At 32.6% G+C, this 16,124-nt stretch carries 12 protein-coding genes and 5 tRNA genes; 16 read left to right on the forward strand and 1 reads right to left on the reverse strand.

Annotated elements, in window-relative coordinates; translation table 11 throughout:
* The first annotated feature begins 252 nt into the window (after positions 1 to 252).
* A complete protein-coding gene (locus tag CD56_RS02160; protein WP_047208060.1) occupies positions 253 to 1,467 on the forward strand; it encodes a major outer membrane protein in 1,215 nt (404 codons plus the stop codon).
* A gap of 23 nt (positions 1,468 to 1,490) precedes the next feature.
* On the opposite strand, the gene CD56_RS02165 is transcribed toward CD56_RS02160, so the two are convergent.
* Positions 1,491 to 2,231: a YaaA family protein gene (locus CD56_RS02165; RefSeq protein ID WP_047208061.1), complete on the reverse strand. Its 741-nt coding sequence runs from the start codon at positions 2,229 to 2,231 to the stop codon at positions 1,491 to 1,493.
* Between the two features lie 93 nt (positions 2,232 to 2,324).
* On the opposite strand from CD56_RS02165, the gene CD56_RS02170 reads away from it, so the two are divergent.
* The 15 genes from CD56_RS02170 (at position 2,325) to rpoC (ending at position 16,118) form a co-directional block, all read left to right on the forward strand.
* Positions 2,325 to 2,400: transfer RNA gene (locus CD56_RS02170), tRNA-Thr, on the forward strand.
* A 47-nt stretch (positions 2,401 to 2,447) separates the two neighbouring features.
* A tRNA-Tyr gene (locus CD56_RS02175) sits at positions 2,448 to 2,533 on the forward strand.
* Positions 2,534 to 2,540: 7 nt separating this feature from the next.
* A tRNA-Gly gene (locus tag CD56_RS02180) sits at positions 2,541 to 2,617 on the forward strand.
* 105 nt (positions 2,618 to 2,722) lie between these two features.
* A tRNA-Thr gene (locus tag CD56_RS02185) sits at positions 2,723 to 2,797 on the forward strand.
* Positions 2,798 to 2,862: 65 nt separating this feature from the next.
* Positions 2,863 to 4,062 carry an elongation factor Tu gene (gene tuf, locus CD56_RS02190; RefSeq protein ID WP_039617742.1) on the forward strand — a complete coding sequence of 400 codons (1,200 nt, stop codon included), beginning with the start codon at positions 2,863 to 2,865 and terminating at the stop codon, positions 4,060 to 4,062.
* Between the two features lie 39 nt (positions 4,063 to 4,101).
* Entirely contained in the window at positions 4,102 to 4,260 is a 159-nt protein-coding gene (rpmG, locus tag CD56_RS02195; RefSeq protein WP_039617743.1) for a 50S ribosomal protein L33, read from the forward strand.
* 21 nt (positions 4,261 to 4,281) lie between these two features.
* Positions 4,282 to 4,356 (forward strand) — tRNA-Trp (locus tag CD56_RS02200).
* A gap of 16 nt (positions 4,357 to 4,372) precedes the next feature.
* Positions 4,373 to 4,555 (forward strand): preprotein translocase subunit SecE, encoded by a 183-nt coding sequence (gene secE / locus CD56_RS02205; protein ID WP_039617745.1) that lies wholly within the window; start codon positions 4,373 to 4,375, stop codon positions 4,553 to 4,555.
* 1 nt (position 4,556) lies between these two features.
* Positions 4,557 to 5,090 carry a transcription termination/antitermination protein NusG gene (gene nusG / locus CD56_RS02210; protein WP_087684660.1) on the forward strand — a complete coding sequence of 178 codons (534 nt, stop codon included), beginning with the start codon at positions 4,557 to 4,559 and terminating at the stop codon, positions 5,088 to 5,090.
* Positions 5,091 to 5,117: 27 nt separating this feature from the next.
* Complete coding sequence (rplK, locus tag CD56_RS02215) at positions 5,118 to 5,543, forward strand: 50S ribosomal protein L11 (RefSeq protein ID WP_012661181.1); 426 nt, start codon at positions 5,118 to 5,120, stop codon at positions 5,541 to 5,543.
* 64 nt (positions 5,544 to 5,607) lie between these two features.
* The gene (gene rplA / locus CD56_RS02220) at positions 5,608 to 6,309 is read left to right on the forward strand and encodes a 50S ribosomal protein L1 (RefSeq protein ID WP_039617747.1); all 702 of its coding nucleotides are present in this window, start codon (positions 5,608 to 5,610) and stop codon (positions 6,307 to 6,309) included.
* 154 nt (positions 6,310 to 6,463) lie between these two features.
* The gene (rplJ, locus tag CD56_RS02225; RefSeq protein WP_039617749.1) at positions 6,464 to 6,943 is read left to right on the forward strand and encodes a 50S ribosomal protein L10; all 480 of its coding nucleotides are present in this window, start codon (positions 6,464 to 6,466) and stop codon (positions 6,941 to 6,943) included.
* A gap of 20 nt (positions 6,944 to 6,963) precedes the next feature.
* On the forward strand, positions 6,964 to 7,341 hold the full coding sequence (gene rplL, locus CD56_RS02230) for a 50S ribosomal protein L7/L12 (protein WP_012661184.1): 378 nt from the start codon (positions 6,964 to 6,966) through the stop codon (positions 7,339 to 7,341).
* 97 nt (positions 7,342 to 7,438) lie between these two features.
* On the forward strand, positions 7,439 to 11,572 hold the full coding sequence (rpoB, locus tag CD56_RS02235; protein ID WP_047208760.1) for a DNA-directed RNA polymerase subunit beta: 4,134 nt from the start codon (positions 7,439 to 7,441) through the stop codon (positions 11,570 to 11,572).
* On the forward strand, positions 11,565 to 16,118 hold the full coding sequence (rpoC, locus tag CD56_RS02240) for a DNA-directed RNA polymerase subunit beta' (protein ID WP_039628075.1): 4,554 nt from the start codon (positions 11,565 to 11,567) through the stop codon (positions 16,116 to 16,118). The genes rpoB and rpoC overlap by 8 nt, the downstream gene beginning before the upstream one ends.
* The last annotated feature ends 6 nt before the right edge of the window (positions 16,119 to 16,124 follow it).

The following is a 16,124-nucleotide window of genomic DNA, read 5'->3' on the forward strand; positions in this document are numbered from 1 at the left end:
CTAACTCCCTCAGTTTCCATACATTAACTATCAAAGAGCATAATTACATTTGTAAAAGCAAACATTCATAGATAACTCCTTAGTTTTTAAAGATCTAGTTTCAAACTAGATCTTTAAAGATATATCTATCTACTTATATTAATACTATATAATCTAATATATTTTATATTGTTTTTATTTACTTTAAGAATTCTTATATAAAACTATGCTATAATACAAGCCATAGTTTTAATTTTAATAAGGAGAATTCTCATGAAACTAGTTAAACTTAGTTTAGTAGCAGCTTTAGCTGCAGGTGCTTTTTCAGCAGCTAACGCTGTTTCACTTGAAGAAGCTATAAAAGATGTTGATGTATCAGGAATGTTCAGATACAGATTTGAATCTGATAGACAAGAAATTGGTAATGCAGTTCAAGCGGAAGGTTATAACAACACCAAAGAAAACAAACACAGATTTAAATCTCAATTAAACTTCAAAGCAGCTTTAGATGATAACTTTAAAGCTTTTGTTCAATTCCAATACAGCACAAATGAAGCTGGCTTTGGTACAGGTAATCAAACAGTTACAAATAAAACTTTCAATGTTCAACAAGCTTACTTAGAATACACTAACGAAGCTTACGCTACAAATGTAACTTTCGGTAAAATGGAAGTTGGCTCTATTTGGACTGATGACTTAGTAGGAACAGGAGCTAAAGTAGTAAACACTTCTATTGAAGGTTTAACTTTCGCAGGTTATTGGTTTGATAGCTTTAATGCTGAAGATGATGGTGATACTGCAATTGAAGATGGAATCAATATGGCTAAATCTTCACTATATGGTGCTGCTGTATTAGGTGATTTTGATCCATTTGCATTCCAATTATGGGCAGCTTACTCAAATAATTATGCATTCTTATATGCAATAGATGCTAGCTATAAATTTGCATTTAATGATGCTAATTTCAAAATCCAAGGTCAATATCTAGGAAATAGTGTTGATAGCGATACAGAAAAACGCTTAAATGCAGACAATAGTAACTTCTACGCTGCTCAAATCCAAGCAAATATTTCAGCATTTGATTTCCAAGCTGGTGTAGTTGGTTATGGTGAAAAAGACAAAAATACTATTGTTGTATTAGAAGATAAAGGTAGAGTGATTGCTCCAGGTGAACAAATTTTCTATTCTGATGGTAGTAAATTAACTGGAGATATGGGTGAAAACTTCTTCTATTTTGCAGGTTTAGGTTATACTTTTGCTGAAACTGTAAGAGTAGGATTTGACTATATCGGTGGTAAAACTGAATATGCAGCAGGTATCCCTGATACAGATAAAAACGAATACATAGCAAGAGTATCTTATAAATACAGCCCAAAACTTACATTTAGTGGCTTCTATTCTTACTTAACTGAAGATAATCATAATGGTGTAAAAGATCAGGATGCTGACGATCAATTCATCAGACTTGAAGCTCTATATAAATTCTAATTATAAAAGCTAAGCCAAAAGGCTTAGCTTACTATATCTAAAATTATCTCTTCTTTTAATCCTTGTATTTTAATTTCTTTTATTTTTAAATCATTAGGTAAGTTTTCAAGCAAAGCTTCTTTACTATGTATATTTTTATTTGCTAATATTCTTAACATTTTACCCCTATAAGCTTTTGCAAAATGGCTTAAAGTTTTGGAATTTTTTAAAAAAGTGAGAGTTAAAAAAGGCCTTTTAATAGTATAAAATTTTTCATAAAATTTAGCTCTAAGATCAATTATCAATTCATTTTCTAAAAATTTATCAATCTCATCAGAAAAATTATCTTTATAAAATTTTTCTATATTAAAATCTTTGATTTTCTCTCCTTGCTTTAATTTATAATAAGGTATTAAATCTTTTGCTAAAATAGGACCAAAAAGATTAGAAAAAATCAAAACATTCACATCTATGTATTCTCTTGAAACCTCACTTAAATTTTCATAGTCTAAATAATCAAAAGCAACTCCATTGTATCTTTGGATAGCTTTAATTGTGTCTTTTGTTATGATATCTTGAGTTAGTTCCTGCATTTCATTTTTATCTTTTATACCAAAAAACTTTTCAAGTTCACTTTCACTGCATTGTTTTATATGATTTTTATATTTTGTAAGCACTTCTAGTCTTTTGCTATATAAGTTACTAAAAACAAAAGAGTTTTCATTTATACAAGTTTGTGAGTTCGTTTTACTTTTGCTTTCACTAGGTGAAAATAAGATTTTCATTTTAAATCCTTTATTTTTTTAAAAAATTATACAAAATTATTTAAAACACTTGACATTAATTCAAAATTACATTATAATTCAACTTTATTTTTTGCTGGTTTAGCTCAGTTGGTAGAGCAGCTGCCTTGTAAGCAGCAGGTCGGGGGTTCAAGTCCCTTAACCAGCTCCATTGTTAATAGCAGTGTTTGACCAGAAATAAAAAGCATTTTTATTCATGGTGAGTTACTCAAGTGGCCAACGAGGGCAGACTGTAAATCTGCTGGCTTTCGCCTTCCGTGGTTCGAATCCACGACTCACCACCATTGCTTTGCGGGAGTAGCTCAGTTGGCTAGAGCATCAGCCTTCCAAGCTGAGGGTCGCGGGTTCGAGTCCCGTTTCCCGCTCCAACCTAATTTTGGTAGAGTGAAACTGGGAGCTGTTTTTAATTTCAGAATTTCTAGCAGTTTCAAATTTCCAAAATTTTATAATTTATGTTTTTAATTTTTCTGAGCGCTCGTATGGCTCAGAGGTAGAGCACTCCCTTGGTAAGGGAGAGGTCGCGGGTTCAAGTCCCGCTATGAGCTCCATTGATTTCAAAAGATTATAAAACATAAATTAGTATTTGTTTGTAAATTTTATATGGAGGAAAAAGATGGCTAAAGAAAAATTTTCACGTAATAAGCCTCACGTAAATATTGGTACTATTGGTCACGTTGACCACGGTAAAACTACTTTAACAGCTGCTATCTCTGCTGTTCTTTCAAGAAGAGGTTTGGCTGAGCTTAAAGATTATGATAATATCGACAATGCTCCTGAAGAAAAAGAGCGTGGTATTACTATTGCAACTTCTCACATTGAGTATGAAACAGAAAATCGTCACTATGCTCACGTAGACTGCCCAGGTCACGCTGACTATGTTAAAAATATGATTACTGGTGCTGCTCAAATGGACGGTGCTATTCTTGTTGTTTCTGCTGCAGATGGCCCAATGCCACAAACTAGAGAGCACATCTTACTTTCTCGCCAAGTAGGTGTACCATATATCGTTGTTTTCATGAACAAAGCTGATATGGTTGATGATGCTGAATTATTAGAATTAGTTGAAATGGAAATTAGAGAACTATTAAGTTCTTATGACTTCCCAGGAGATGACACTCCAATTATTTCAGGTTCTGCTTTACAAGCTCTTGAAGAAGCAAAAGCTGGACAAGATGGTGAATGGTCTAAAAAAATCCTAGATCTTATGGCAGCAGTTGATGAGTATATCCCAACTCCAGCTCGTGATACAGATAAAGATTTCTTAATGCCAATCGAAGACGTATTCTCAATTTCAGGTCGTGGTACAGTTGTTACTGGTAGAATTGAAAAAGGTGTTGTTAAAGTTGGTGACACTATTGAAATTGTTGGTATTAGAGAAACACAAAGCACTACAGTAACTGGTGTTGAAATGTTCAGAAAAGAAATGGATCAAGGTGAAGCAGGTGATAACGTAGGTGTTCTTCTACGTGGTACTAAGAAAGAAGATGTTCTTCGTGGTATGGTTCTTGCTAAGCCAAAATCAATTACTCCACATACTGACTTTGAAGCAGAAGTTTATATTTTAAATAAAGATGAAGGTGGTCGTCACACTCCATTCTTTAATAACTATAGACCACAGTTCTATGTAAGAACAACAGATGTTACTGGTTCTATCCAACTTGCAGAAGGCGTTGAAATGGTTATGCCAGGTGAGAATGTTAGAATTACTGTAAGTCTTATTGCACCAGTTGCACTTGAAGAAGGTACTCGTTTTGCTATCCGTGAAGGTGGCCGTACTGTTGGTTCAGGTGTTGTATCTAAAATTATTAAATAATCATAAGCGAGATTTTATCTCGCTTTTTAAGGAATAAAAATGAGAATTAAAGTTGGCTTGAAATGTGAAGAGTGCGGTGATATTAATTACAGTACTTTTAAAAATAGTAAAAATACAACTGAAAAATTAGAATTAAAAAAATATTGCCCAAGATTAAAAAAACATACAGTTCATAAAGAAGTTAAATTAAAAAGTTAAGGCTTTTATATAAAAGCCCTTAGGGCAATAGCTCCAACGGTAGAGCGCCGGATTCCAAATCCGATGGTTGGGGTTCGAATCCCTCTTGCCCTGCCACAAAATAAGGTAAAATATGGAAAAACTAATAACTTATTTTAAATTGTCAAAAGCTGAATTATCAAAAGTTATTTGGCCTTTGAAAGAGCAAGTTAGAAATGCTTATATTACAGTTTTTGTAGTTGTTACTGTTGTTTCATTATTTTTAGCATTGGTTGACTTGATTATGTCATTTTCATTATCTAAGATTATAGGATAAAATAATGAATCATAAATGGTATGCAATTCAAACTTATGCAGGTAGTGAAATGGCTGTAAAAAGAGCCATAGAAAATTTAGTTAGAGATCATGGAATTCAAGAACAATTGCTAGAAGTGATTGTTCCAACTGAAGATGTGATCGAATTTAAAAATGGTAAAGAAAAAATAAGCGAAAGAAGTTTATATTCAGGCTATGTGTTTGCCAATATTGACTTATCAACAGAACTTTGGCATAAAATTCAATCTTTGCCAAAAGTTGGTCGTTTTATAGGGGAAAGTAAAAAACCAACCCCATTGAGTGAAAAAGATATCAATCTTATTTTAGAAAAGGTGAAAAATAAAGCAGCACCTAAACCTAAAATTTCATTTGATAAAGAAGAAAGTGTAAGAATAACCGAAGGTCCTTTTGCAAACTTTGTAGGTATTGTAGAAGAATATGATATGGTTAGAGGAGTTTTAAAACTAAATGTTTCAATATTTGGTAGATCAACTCCAGTAGAGATCTTATACTCTCAAGTTGAAAAAATAGTTTGATAATATAGCAAGTAAAGGAGAAAGGTTATGGCTAAAAAAGTCGTAGGAGAAATAAAATTACAAATAGCTGCTACTAAGGCTAATCCATCACCTCCAGTTGGTCCTGCTTTGGGTCAACAAGGTGTTAATATTATGGAATTTTGTAAAGCATTTAATGAAAGAACAAAAGATATGGCTGGTTTTAATATTCCAGTTGTTATTACTGTTTATGCAGATAAAAGCTTTACATTTATCACAAAACAACCACCAGCTACAGATTTAATCAAAAAAGCTGCAGGTATTTCTAAAGGTGCGGATAATCCTTTAAAAAACAAAGTAGGTAAATTAACTAAAGCACAAGTTTTAGAAATTGTTGATAAAAAAATAGCTGATATGAACACAAAAGATAGAGAGCAAGCTGCTAAGATTATTATGGGTTCTGCTCGTTCTATGGGTGTTGAAATCGTAGATTAATACTCTTTACCGCCAAGAGTTTAAAAAGGCGGTAGCACTTTATATAAAATGCGGAGAAAAATTAATGTCTAAAAATACTAAAAGATTTACAGAATTATTAAAAAAAATTGATTCAAATAAAAATTACTTAATGGATGAAGCAATAAGTACAGTTAAAACTCTTGCTTCTGCTAAATTTGATGAAACAGTTGAAATTGCTTTAAAATTAAATGTTGATCCAAGACATGCAGATCAAATGGTAAGAGGTAGTGTAGTTTTACCTTGTGGTACAGGTAAAAAAGTGCGTGTTGCTGTTATAGCAAAAGATGCAAAAGCTGATGAGGCAAAAAATGCAGGTGCTGATATAGTTGGTAGTGATGATTTAGTAGAAGAAATTCAAAAAGGAAATATGAATTTTGATGTTTTAATTGCTACTCCAAATTTGATGGGTTTAGTTGGTAAAGTAGGTCGTATTTTAGGGCCTAAAGGTTTGATGCCAAATCCTAAAACAGGTACTGTGACAATGGATGTTGCACAAGCTGTGAATAATGCTAAAAATGGTCAAGTTAACTTCCGTGTTGATAAACAAGGAAATATCCATGCAGGTTTAGGTAAAGTTAGCTTTACTCAAGAGCAATTAAAAGAAAATATGACAGCATTTGTAAAAGCTATTAATAAACACAAACCAGCTGCTGCAAAAGGAAGATATATTAAAAATGCTAGTCTTTCTTTAACTATGAGTCCTTCTCTTTCTCTTGATACTCAAGAATTACTTGATACAAAATAAAATTAATGAGAGTTTTACTCTCATTAATAAAAATTAGATAAGATAATAACTTTTATTTTATCTAATTTTTATCTTAGATTGGAGATAGCCGAGGTCCTAGGACTTAATTAGATTTTCTGCTCTGCTTGAAATCACCGGTCGGAAAGGAGTAAAGATGACTAAAAGCCAAAAAGTTGAACTTGTTTCTAAACTTGAAGAAGGTTTTAAAGCTAGTGAAGCTGTTGTAGTTTGTAACTATAAGGGTTTAAACACTAAAAAACTTGAAGAGTTAAGAAATAATGCGAGAGAAATGGATGTTAAAGTTCAAATTATTAAAAATACTTTAGCAAGTATTGCTCTTAAAAATGCCGGCAAAGATGGAATGGAACTTAAAGATACTAATATTTATCTTTGGGGTGAAGACCAATTAAATGTTTCAAAAGTTGCTGATAAATTTAGCGAAGCTAATCAAGCATTTGAGATCAAAACTGCATTTATCGAAGGCGAAGTTGCTTCTGTAGATAAAGTTAAAGCTTTAGCTAAAATGCCTTCTCGCAATGAATTACTTGCTATGCTTTTGCAAGTTTGGAATGCACCAATCACCAATTTCACAATTGGATTAAATGCATTAAAAGAAAAAAAAGAAGCTGAATAAAATTATAAAAAGGATAAAAAATGGCAATTACTAAAGAAGATGTATTAGAATTTATTTCTAACCTAAGTGTTCTTGAGCTTTCAGAATTAGTAAAAGAATTTGAAGAAAAATTTGGTGTTTCTGCTGCTCCAGTTATGGTTGCAGGTGCTGCTGTTGCAGGTGCTGCTGGCGGTGCTGCTGAGGAAAAAACTGAATTTGATATTGTATTACAAGATGGTGGTGATAAAAAAATCAACGTAATTAAAGTTGTTCGTGCATTAACTGGTCTTGGATTAAAAGAAGCAAAAGACGCAGTTGAGCAAACTCCATCAGTTCTTAAAGAAGGTGTTAGCAAAGCTGAAGCTGAAGAAGCTAAAAAGCAACTTGAAGAAGCTGGCGCTAAGGTTGAGCTTAAATAATTTTTTGTTTTTTAAAAGAAAGGATTATATATCCTTTCTTGTTTTCCTTTAATTAAGGATTCTTTCTTTCAATACTTTTACCATGGGGTATAATAATATGTTAAATTCACAATCAGGAAATCGTTTAAGAATAGACTTCTCGAATGTTCCACAACAAATAGACATTCCAAATTTATTACAATTACAAAAAAAGAGTTTTGATTATTTTTTAAATTTAGATGCAAAAAATTCAGAAAGCGGAATTGAAAAAGTATTTAAATCTATCTTTCCAATCCATGATCCGCAAAATAGATTAAGTTTAGAATATGTAAGTAGTGAAGTAGGTAAGCCTAAATATACCATTAGAGAGTGTATGGAAAGAGGCTTGACTTATTCTGTAAATTTAAAAATGAAAATCCGTTTAACTTTACATGAAAAAGATGAAAAAACGGGTGAGAAAATTGGTATAAAAGATATTAAAGAACAAGAAATTTATATTAGAGAAATTCCTTTAATGACAGATAGAATTTCTTTTATTATCAACGGAGTAGAAAGGGTTGTAGTTAATCAGCTTCATAGAAGTCCAGGTGTTATCTTCAAAGAAGAAGAAAGTTCTACTGTTGCAAATAAATTAGTATATACAGCTCAAATTATACCAGATCGTGGTTCTTGGCTTTATTTTGAATATGATGCTAAAGATGTACTTTATGTACGTATCAATAAAAGAAGAAAAGTGCCTATTACAATTTTATTTAGAGCGCTTGGTTATAAAAAACAAGATATTATAAAATTATTCTACCCTATACAAACTATTCATGTAAAAAAAGATAAATTCTTAACCGAATTTAATCCAAATGACTTTTTAGATAGAGTTGAATATGACTTAAAAGATGAAAAAGGCAATGTAATTCATCAAGCTGGTAAAAGAATGACAAAGAAAAAAGCAGAACAGCTTGTAAAAGATGGTGTTAAATGGGTTGAATATCCAGTTGAAATTTTAACAAATAGATATTTAGCTAATCCTATCATTAATAAAGAAACCGGTGAAGTTTTATATGATTCTTTAACACTATTAGATGAGGGAAAACTAGCAAAAATTAAAGAAGAAAAACAGTTTGATATTGCAAACGACTTAGCTAATGGAGTAGATGCTGCTATTATTAATTCTTTTATTCAAGATAATGAAACTTTAAAATTATTAAAACAAACAGAAAATATAGAAGATGAAAATGATTTAGCAGCTATTAGAATTTATAAAGTGATGAGACCAGGTGAGCCTGTAGTGAAAGATGCTGCAAAAGCTTTTGTGAATGATTTGTTTTTCAATCCTGAAAGATATGACCTAACAAAAGTTGGTCGTATGAAAATGAACCATAAATTAGGTTTAGATACGCCTGAATACGTTACAGTTTTAACTAATGAGGACATAGTAAAAACTGCAAAATATCTAATTAAAGTAAAAAATGGTAGAGGTCATATCGATGATAGAGATCACTTGGGTAATCGTCGTATTAGATCAATCGGAGAGCTTTTAGCGAATGAACTTCATGTAGGTCTTGCTAAAATGCAAAAATCTATTAGAGATAAATTTACGGCTTTAAATGCGGATATTGACAAAGTAATGCCTTATGATTTGATCAATCCTAAAACCATTACTGTAACAATTATGGAATTTTTTACCGGTGGTCAATTATCTCAATTTATGGATCAAACAAACCCATTGAGTGAAGTAACTCACAAGCGTCGTTTATCTGCACTTGGCGAGGGTGGTTTGGTAAAAGAAAGAGCAGGATTTGAAGTGCGTGATGTCCATGCAACGCATTATGGAAGAATTTGTCCTGTTGAAACCCCAGAAGGTCAAAATATCGGTTTGATTAATACACTTTCAACTTATGCTAAAGTAAATGATTTGGGTTTTGTTGAAGCACCTTATAAGAAGGTAGAAAATGGTAAAGTAAGCAATGAAATCGTTTATTTAACCGCTACGCAAGAAGAAGGTTTAGTGATCGCAGCAGCTTCAACAAAAATTGATGAAAAGGGTAATATTGTTGAGGAATTTGTTGAAGCAAGACAAGATGGTGAAACAATCTTAGCAAGAAGAGAAGAAGTGCATTTGATTGACCTTTGTTCGGGTATGATAGTAGGGGTTGCAGCATCTTTGATTCCATTCTTAGAGCATGATGATGCAAACAGAGCTTTGATGGGTTCAAACATGCAACGTCAAGCAGTGCCTTTGCTAACTGCGCAAGCACCTATAGTAGGTACTGGTATGGAAAAAATCATTGCGCGTGATGCTTGGGAAGCTATTAAAGCTAAAAGAGCAGGGATTGTAGAAAAAGTTGATAATAAAAATATTTTCATTTTGGGTGAGGATGAAAATGGACCATTTATAGATCATTACAAAATGGAAAAAAATCTAAGAACTAACCAAAATACAACTTTTATTCAACATCCAATTGTTAAAAAAGGTGAATTTGTTCAAGCAGGTCAAATCATTGCAGATGGTCCAAGTATGGATCAAGGTGAACTTGCTATTGGTAAAAATGCTTTAATCGCATTTATGCCATGGCATGGGTATAACTATGAAGATGCTATTGTAATTAGTGAGAAAATTTTACGTGAAGATACTTTTACTAGTGTTCATATTTATGAAAAAGAAGTAGAGGCTAGAGAACTTAAAGACGGTGTAGAAGAAATTACAAAAGATATTCCAAATGTAAAAGAAGAGGATTTAGCACATCTTGATGAGAGTGGTATTGCTAAAATAGGAACCCATATTAAGCCTGGCATGATTTTAGTAGGTAAAGTTTCTCCTAAAGGTGAAGTAAAACCTACACCTGAAGAAAGATTATTAAGAGCTATTTTTGGTGAAAAAGCAGGACATGTTGTAAATAAATCTTTATATGCAACTGCTTCACTAGAAGGTGTTGTTGTAGATGTGAAAATCTTTACTAAAAAAGGTTATGAAAAAGATGCACGCGCTATAAAAGCTTATGATGATGAAAAATTAAACCTTGAAAAAGAACATCATGATAGACTTTTAATGATGGATAGAGAAGAAACTTTAAGGGTTTGTTCTTTGCTTTCTAAGTCGCCTTTAAATTCAGATGAAGAAATAAATGGTGTTAAATATAAAAAAGGTTCCAAAGTAGAAATTACAGAATTAGAAAAAATCAATCGTTTTGCATTAAATTCTTTAGTTAAGGCTTATTCTAAAGAAGTGCAAAAAGAATATGATGATTTAAAAAACCATTTCCAAAATGAGAAGAAAAAGCTTAAAACAGAACATGATGAAAAATTAGAAATTTTAGAAAAAGATGATATTTTACCAAGTGGAGTAGTAAAACTTGTTAAAGTATATATTGCGACTAAGAGAAAATTAAAAGTTGGGGATAAAATGGCAGGACGCCATGGAAATAAAGGTATTGTATCTAATATCGTTCCAGAAGTTGATATGCCATATTTACCTGATGGAAGACCTATTGATATAGCTTTAAATCCTCTAGGGGTTCCAAGCCGTATGAATATAGGGCAAATTCTTGAAAGTCACTTAGGAATTGTTGGTATGAAATTAGGTGATCAAATTCAAGAAATTTTTGATAGAAAACAAAAAGATTTTGTAAAAGAATTACGCGAAAAAATTCTTGAAATTTGCAGTGTATCTAGACTTGAGCTAGAAAAGAAATTTGTACAAACTTTAAATGATGAGCAACTTATTTCTTATGCTAGAGATTGGGCTAAAGGAGTAAAATTTGCTACTCCTGTATTTGAGGGTGTAACGGTTGAAGAATTTGGTAAGCTTTTTGAAATGGCTAAAATAGCTATGGATGGAAAAAGCGAACTTTATGATGGAAGAACTGGCGAAAAAATGGCAGAGCGTGTACATGTTGGATGTATGTATATGCTTAAATTACACCACTTAGTAGATGAAAAAGTTCACGCAAGAAGTACCGGACCTTATAGTCTTGTAACACAACAACCAGTTGGTGGTAAGGCTTTATTTGGTGGACAAAGATTTGGTGAGATGGAGGTTTGGGCTCTTGAAGCTTATGGGGCAGCTCATACTTTAAGAGAAATGTTAACCATAAAATCTGATGATGTTGAAGGTAGATTTAGTGCTTATAAAGCTTTAACAAAAGGTGAGAATGTTCCAGCAACAGGTATTCCAGAAACATTCTTTGTACTTACAAATGAATTAAAATCTCTTGCTTTAGATGTTGAGATTTTTGATAAGGATGAGAATAATGAGTAAATTTAAACCTATCGAAATAAAAGAAGATGGCAGACCTAGAGACTTTGAAGCTTTTCAATTAAGACTTGCAAGTCCTGAAAAAATCAAATCATGGTCTTATGGGGAGGTAAAAAAACCAGAAACGATTAATTATAGAACCTTAAAGCCTGAAAGAGACGGGCTTTTTTGTGCTAAAATTTTTGGACCAGTAAGAGATTATGAATGTCTTTGTGGTAAGTATAAAAAAATGCGCTTCAAAGGCATTAAGTGTGAAAAATGTGGTGTTGAAGTTACTAGTTCTAAAGTGCGTCGTTCAAGAATGGGGCATATTGAATTAGTTACTCCAGTGGCTCATATTTGGTATGTAAATTCTTTACCAAGTCGTATCGGTACTTTGCTTGGTGTAAAGATGAAAGACTTAGAACGCGTATTGTATTATGAAGCATATATAGTAGAAAATCCAGGTGATGCTTACTATGATAACGAAAATACTAAAAAAGTTGAATTTTGTGATGTATTAAATGAAGAGCAGTATTTAAATTTAATGCAGCGCTATGAAAGTAGTGGATTTAAAGCTAGAATGGGTGGTGAAGTTGTTAGAGATTTGCTAGCAAATTTAGATCTTGTAGAGCTTTTAAATAAACTAAAAGAAGATATTGCAGCAACTAATTCAGAAGCAAAGAAAAAAACTATCATCAAGCGTTTAAAAGTGGTAGAAAATTTCTTAAATAGCAATTTAAATAGCAATACAAATATTGATGAAGTGGTACCTAATCGTCCTGAGTGGATGATGATTACAAATTTACCTGTATTACCACCTGATTTAAGACCTTTAGTAGCTTTAGATGGTGGAAAATTTGCAGTTTCTGATGTGAATGATTTATACAGAAGAGTTATTAATAGAAATACACGTTTAAAAAGACTTATGGAGCTTGATGCGCCTGAAATTATCATTAGAAATGAAAAAAGAATGCTACAAGAAGCAGTTGATGCTTTATTTGATAATGGTAGAAGAGCAAATGCGGTTAAAGGTGCAAATAAACGTCCATTAAAATCTTTAAGTGAAATCATCAAAGGTAAACAAGGTCGTTTCAGACAAAATCTACTTGGTAAAAGGGTGGATTTTTCAGGTCGTAGTGTTATTGTTGTTGGACCAAAACTTAGAATGGATCAATGTGGTTTACCTAAAAAAATGGCTTTAGAATTATTTAAGCCACACTTATTAGCTAAACTTGAAGAAAAAGGTTATGCTACCACTGTAAAACAAGCTAAAAAAATGATAGAAAATAAAACCAACGAAGTTTGGGAGTGTTTAGAAGAAGTTGTTAAAGGTCATCCTGTAATGCTTAACCGTGCTCCAACCTTGCATAAACTTTCTATTCAAGCATTTCACCCTGTGCTTGTAGAGGGCAAGGCAATTCAACTTCATCCATTAGTATGTGCAGCGTTTAATGCTGACTTTGACGGAGACCAAATGGCTGTGCATGTGCCTTTATCGCAAGAAGCAATAGCTGAGTGTAAAGTATTAATGCTCTCATCTATGAATATCTTGCTTCCAGCAAGTGGTCGTTCTGTGACTGTGCCTTCTCAAGATATGGTTTTGGGGATTTATTATCTATCTTTAGAAAAAGATGGTGCTAAGGGTGAACATAAAATTTGTACAGGTATTGAAGAGGTTATGATTGCCCTAGAAGCAAAATCTTTAGATATTCATGCAAGTATTAGAAGTGTGGTTGATGGTAGAAAAATCACAACAACTGCGGGAAGATTAATCATTAAGTCTATCTTACCTGATTTTGTTCCTGAAAATATGTGGAATAAAGTCATGAAGAAAAAAGATATTGCAGCTTTGGTTGATTATGTTTATAAAGAAGGTGGCCTTGAAGTAAGTGCTAGCTTTTTAGATAAATTAAAAGATCTTGGTTTTGAATATGCAACAAAAGCGGGTATTTCTATTTCAATTGCTGATATTATTGTGCCTGATCAAAAGCAAAAAAGTATAGAAGAAGCTAAAAAACAAGTAAGAGAAATCCAAAATTCATATAATTTAGGTTTGATTACTTCAGGTGAAAGATATAATAAGATTATTGATATTTGGAAAAGTACTAATAATGTCTTATCAAAAGATATGATGGAGTTAATTAAAAAAGACAAAGAAGGATTTAACTCTATTTATATGATGGCAGATTCTGGTGCTAGGGGTTCAGCAGCTCAAATTTCACAGCTTGCTGCGATGAGGGGTCTTATGGCTAAACCTGATGGTTCTATTATTGAAACACCGATTATTTCAAACTTCCGTGAAGGACTTAACGTTCTTGAATATTTCATTTCAACTCACGGTGCTAGAAAAGGTCTTGCAGATACAGCCTTAAAAACAGCAAATGCAGGTTATTTGACAAGAAAACTTATCGATGTGGCACAAAATGTAAAAGTTACAATGGAAGATTGTGGCGCACATGAGGGTGTTGAGATTAATGAAATTACCGCAGATGGTGTTGTAATTGAAACCTTAGAAGAAAGAATTTTAGGAAGAGTTTTAGCTGAAAATATCATTGATTCTATTACTAATGAGATTTTATTCTCAGAAGGTACTTTAGTAGATGAGGAAAAAGCTAGAATTATTGTTGAAAGTGGAGTAAAGAGTGTAAGCATTAGAACTCCTATTACTTGTAAAGCTAAAAAAGGCGTATGTTCTAAATGCTATGGTATTAACCTAGGTGAAGGCAAATTAGTTAAACCAGGTGAAGCTGTAGGTATTATATCTGCTCAATCAATCGGTGAGCCAGGAACACAGCTTACGCTAAGAACTTTCCACAGTGGTGGTACTGCTAGTACAGATTTACAAGATCGCCAAGTAGTAGCACACAAAGAAGGTTTTGTAAGATTTTATAATCTTAATACCTATGAAGATAGACAAGGCAAAACTATAGTGGCTAATCACCGCAATGCTGCTATTTTACTTGTTGAGCCAAAAATCAAAGCTCCATTTAAAGGAACTATCCATATTGAGCATGCGTATGAAGATGTGGTGGTTAGCGTTAAAGCAAAAAACAATGAAGCTAAATTTATATTAAGAAAGTATGACTTAGCAAAAGCTAACGAACTTGCGGGTGTAAGTGGTAATATAGAAGGTAAATTATATATTCCATATAGTGATGGTGCTGAAGTAGCTGAAAATGAAAGTATTGTAGAAGTAATCAAAGAGGGTTGGAATATACCAAATCGTATTCCTTATGCGAGTGAATTGCTAGTAAAAGATGGTGATCCTATCACTCAAGATATTATAGCTGGCGCAAAAGGTACTTTGAAGTTTTATATGCTTAAAGGGGACGGTTTAGATAGAATTAGAAATCTAAAAAAAGGTGATGTGGTTAAAGAAAAAGGTGTTTTTGTTGTTATTGCTGATGAAAATGATAGAGAAGCAAAAAGACATTATATACCAAGAGAATCTGTGATTGAATTTGATGATAGTGCTTTTGTGGATAATCCTAAAACCATCATAGCAAAATCAAGCAAAGAAGATAAAACCATTATTGCTGAATGGGATGCGTATAATAATACTGTAATTGCAGAAGTTGCAGGTACAATTAATTTTGAAGATATTGAATCAGGCTATAGTGCTGATGAGCAAATTGATGAAGCAACGGGTAAAAGATCACTTGTTATTAATGAGTATTTACCAAGTGGAGTGCGTCCTGCATTGTTAATTATAGGTGAAAATGACAAAGTAGTGCGTTATCAACTAGAGCCAAAAACTGTTATTTATGTAAATGATGGCGATAAGGTTAAACAAGCTGATATCTTAGCTAAAACTCCAAAGGCAGCGGCTAAGTCAAAAGATATTACTGGAGGTCTTCCAAGGGTATCTGAATTATTTGAAGCAAGAAAGCCAAAAAATACTGCTGTTGTGGCTGAAATTGACGGGGTTGTTAGATTTGATAAACCTTTAAGATCAAAAGAAAGAATCATTATTCAAGCAGAAGATGGAAGTAGTGCAGAGTATTTGATAGATAAATCAAAACGCATTCAAGTAAGAGATGGTGAATTTATCCATGCGGGTGAGAAATTAACCGATGGAGTTATTTCAAGTCATGATGTGCTTAGAATTTTAGGTGAAAAAGCGTTGCATTATTATCTTATCTCTGAAATTCAGCAAGTTTATCGTGGTCAAGGTGTTGTGATTTCTGATAAGCATATTGAAATCATCGTATCGCAAATGCTAAGACAAGTAAAAATTGTTGATAGTGGTCATACAAACTTTATTGTGGGAGATTTGGTTTCAAGAAGAAAATTCAGAGAAGAAAATGAAAGAATTTTAAAATACGGTGGCGAACCCGCTGTAGCTGAGCCTGTATTGCTTGGGGTTACAAGAGCAGCTATTGGAAGTGATAGTGTGATTTCAGCTGCTTCATTCCAAGAAACAACAAAAGTTTTAACAGAAGCAAGTATTGCAGGTAAATTTGACTATCTTGAAGATCTAAAAGAAAATGTAATCTTAGGTCGTATGATTCCTGTTGGTACGGGTCTTTATGGAGATCAAAATTTAAAGCTTAAGCAACAAAATTAATTTTCA

Source organism: Campylobacter lari (assembly GCF_001017575.1).
GTDB classification, from domain to species: Bacteria; Campylobacterota; Campylobacteria; order Campylobacterales; family Campylobacteraceae; genus Campylobacter_D; species Campylobacter_D lari_C.

What these genes read in the sequence shown, in the direction of transcription:
- CD56_RS02160 (WP_047208060.1), top strand. Translation starts at nt 253, where the DNA reads ATGAAACTAGTTAAACTTAGTTTAGTAGCAGCTTTAGCTGCAGGTGCT.
- CD56_RS02165 (WP_047208061.1), bottom strand. Translation starts at nt 2,231, where the DNA reads ATGAAAATCTTATTTTCACCTAGTGAAAGCAAAAGTAAAACGAACTCA.
- tuf (WP_039617742.1), top strand. Translation starts at nt 2,863, where the DNA reads ATGGCTAAAGAAAAATTTTCACGTAATAAGCCTCACGTAAATATTGGT.
- rpmG (WP_039617743.1), top strand. Translation starts at nt 4,102, where the DNA reads ATGAGAATTAAAGTTGGCTTGAAATGTGAAGAGTGCGGTGATATTAAT.
- secE (WP_039617745.1), top strand. Translation starts at nt 4,373, where the DNA reads ATGGAAAAACTAATAACTTATTTTAAATTGTCAAAAGCTGAATTATCA.
- rplK (WP_012661181.1), top strand. Translation starts at nt 5,118, where the DNA reads ATGGCTAAAAAAGTCGTAGGAGAAATAAAATTACAAATAGCTGCTACT.
- rplA (WP_039617747.1), top strand. Translation starts at nt 5,608, where the DNA reads ATGTCTAAAAATACTAAAAGATTTACAGAATTATTAAAAAAAATTGAT.
- rplJ (WP_039617749.1), top strand. Translation starts at nt 6,464, where the DNA reads ATGACTAAAAGCCAAAAAGTTGAACTTGTTTCTAAACTTGAAGAAGGT.
- rplL (WP_012661184.1), top strand. Translation starts at nt 6,964, where the DNA reads ATGGCAATTACTAAAGAAGATGTATTAGAATTTATTTCTAACCTAAGT.
- rpoB (WP_047208760.1), top strand. Translation starts at nt 7,439, where the DNA reads ATGTTAAATTCACAATCAGGAAATCGTTTAAGAATAGACTTCTCGAAT.
- rpoC (WP_039628075.1), top strand. Translation starts at nt 11,565, where the DNA reads ATGAGTAAATTTAAACCTATCGAAATAAAAGAAGATGGCAGACCTAGA.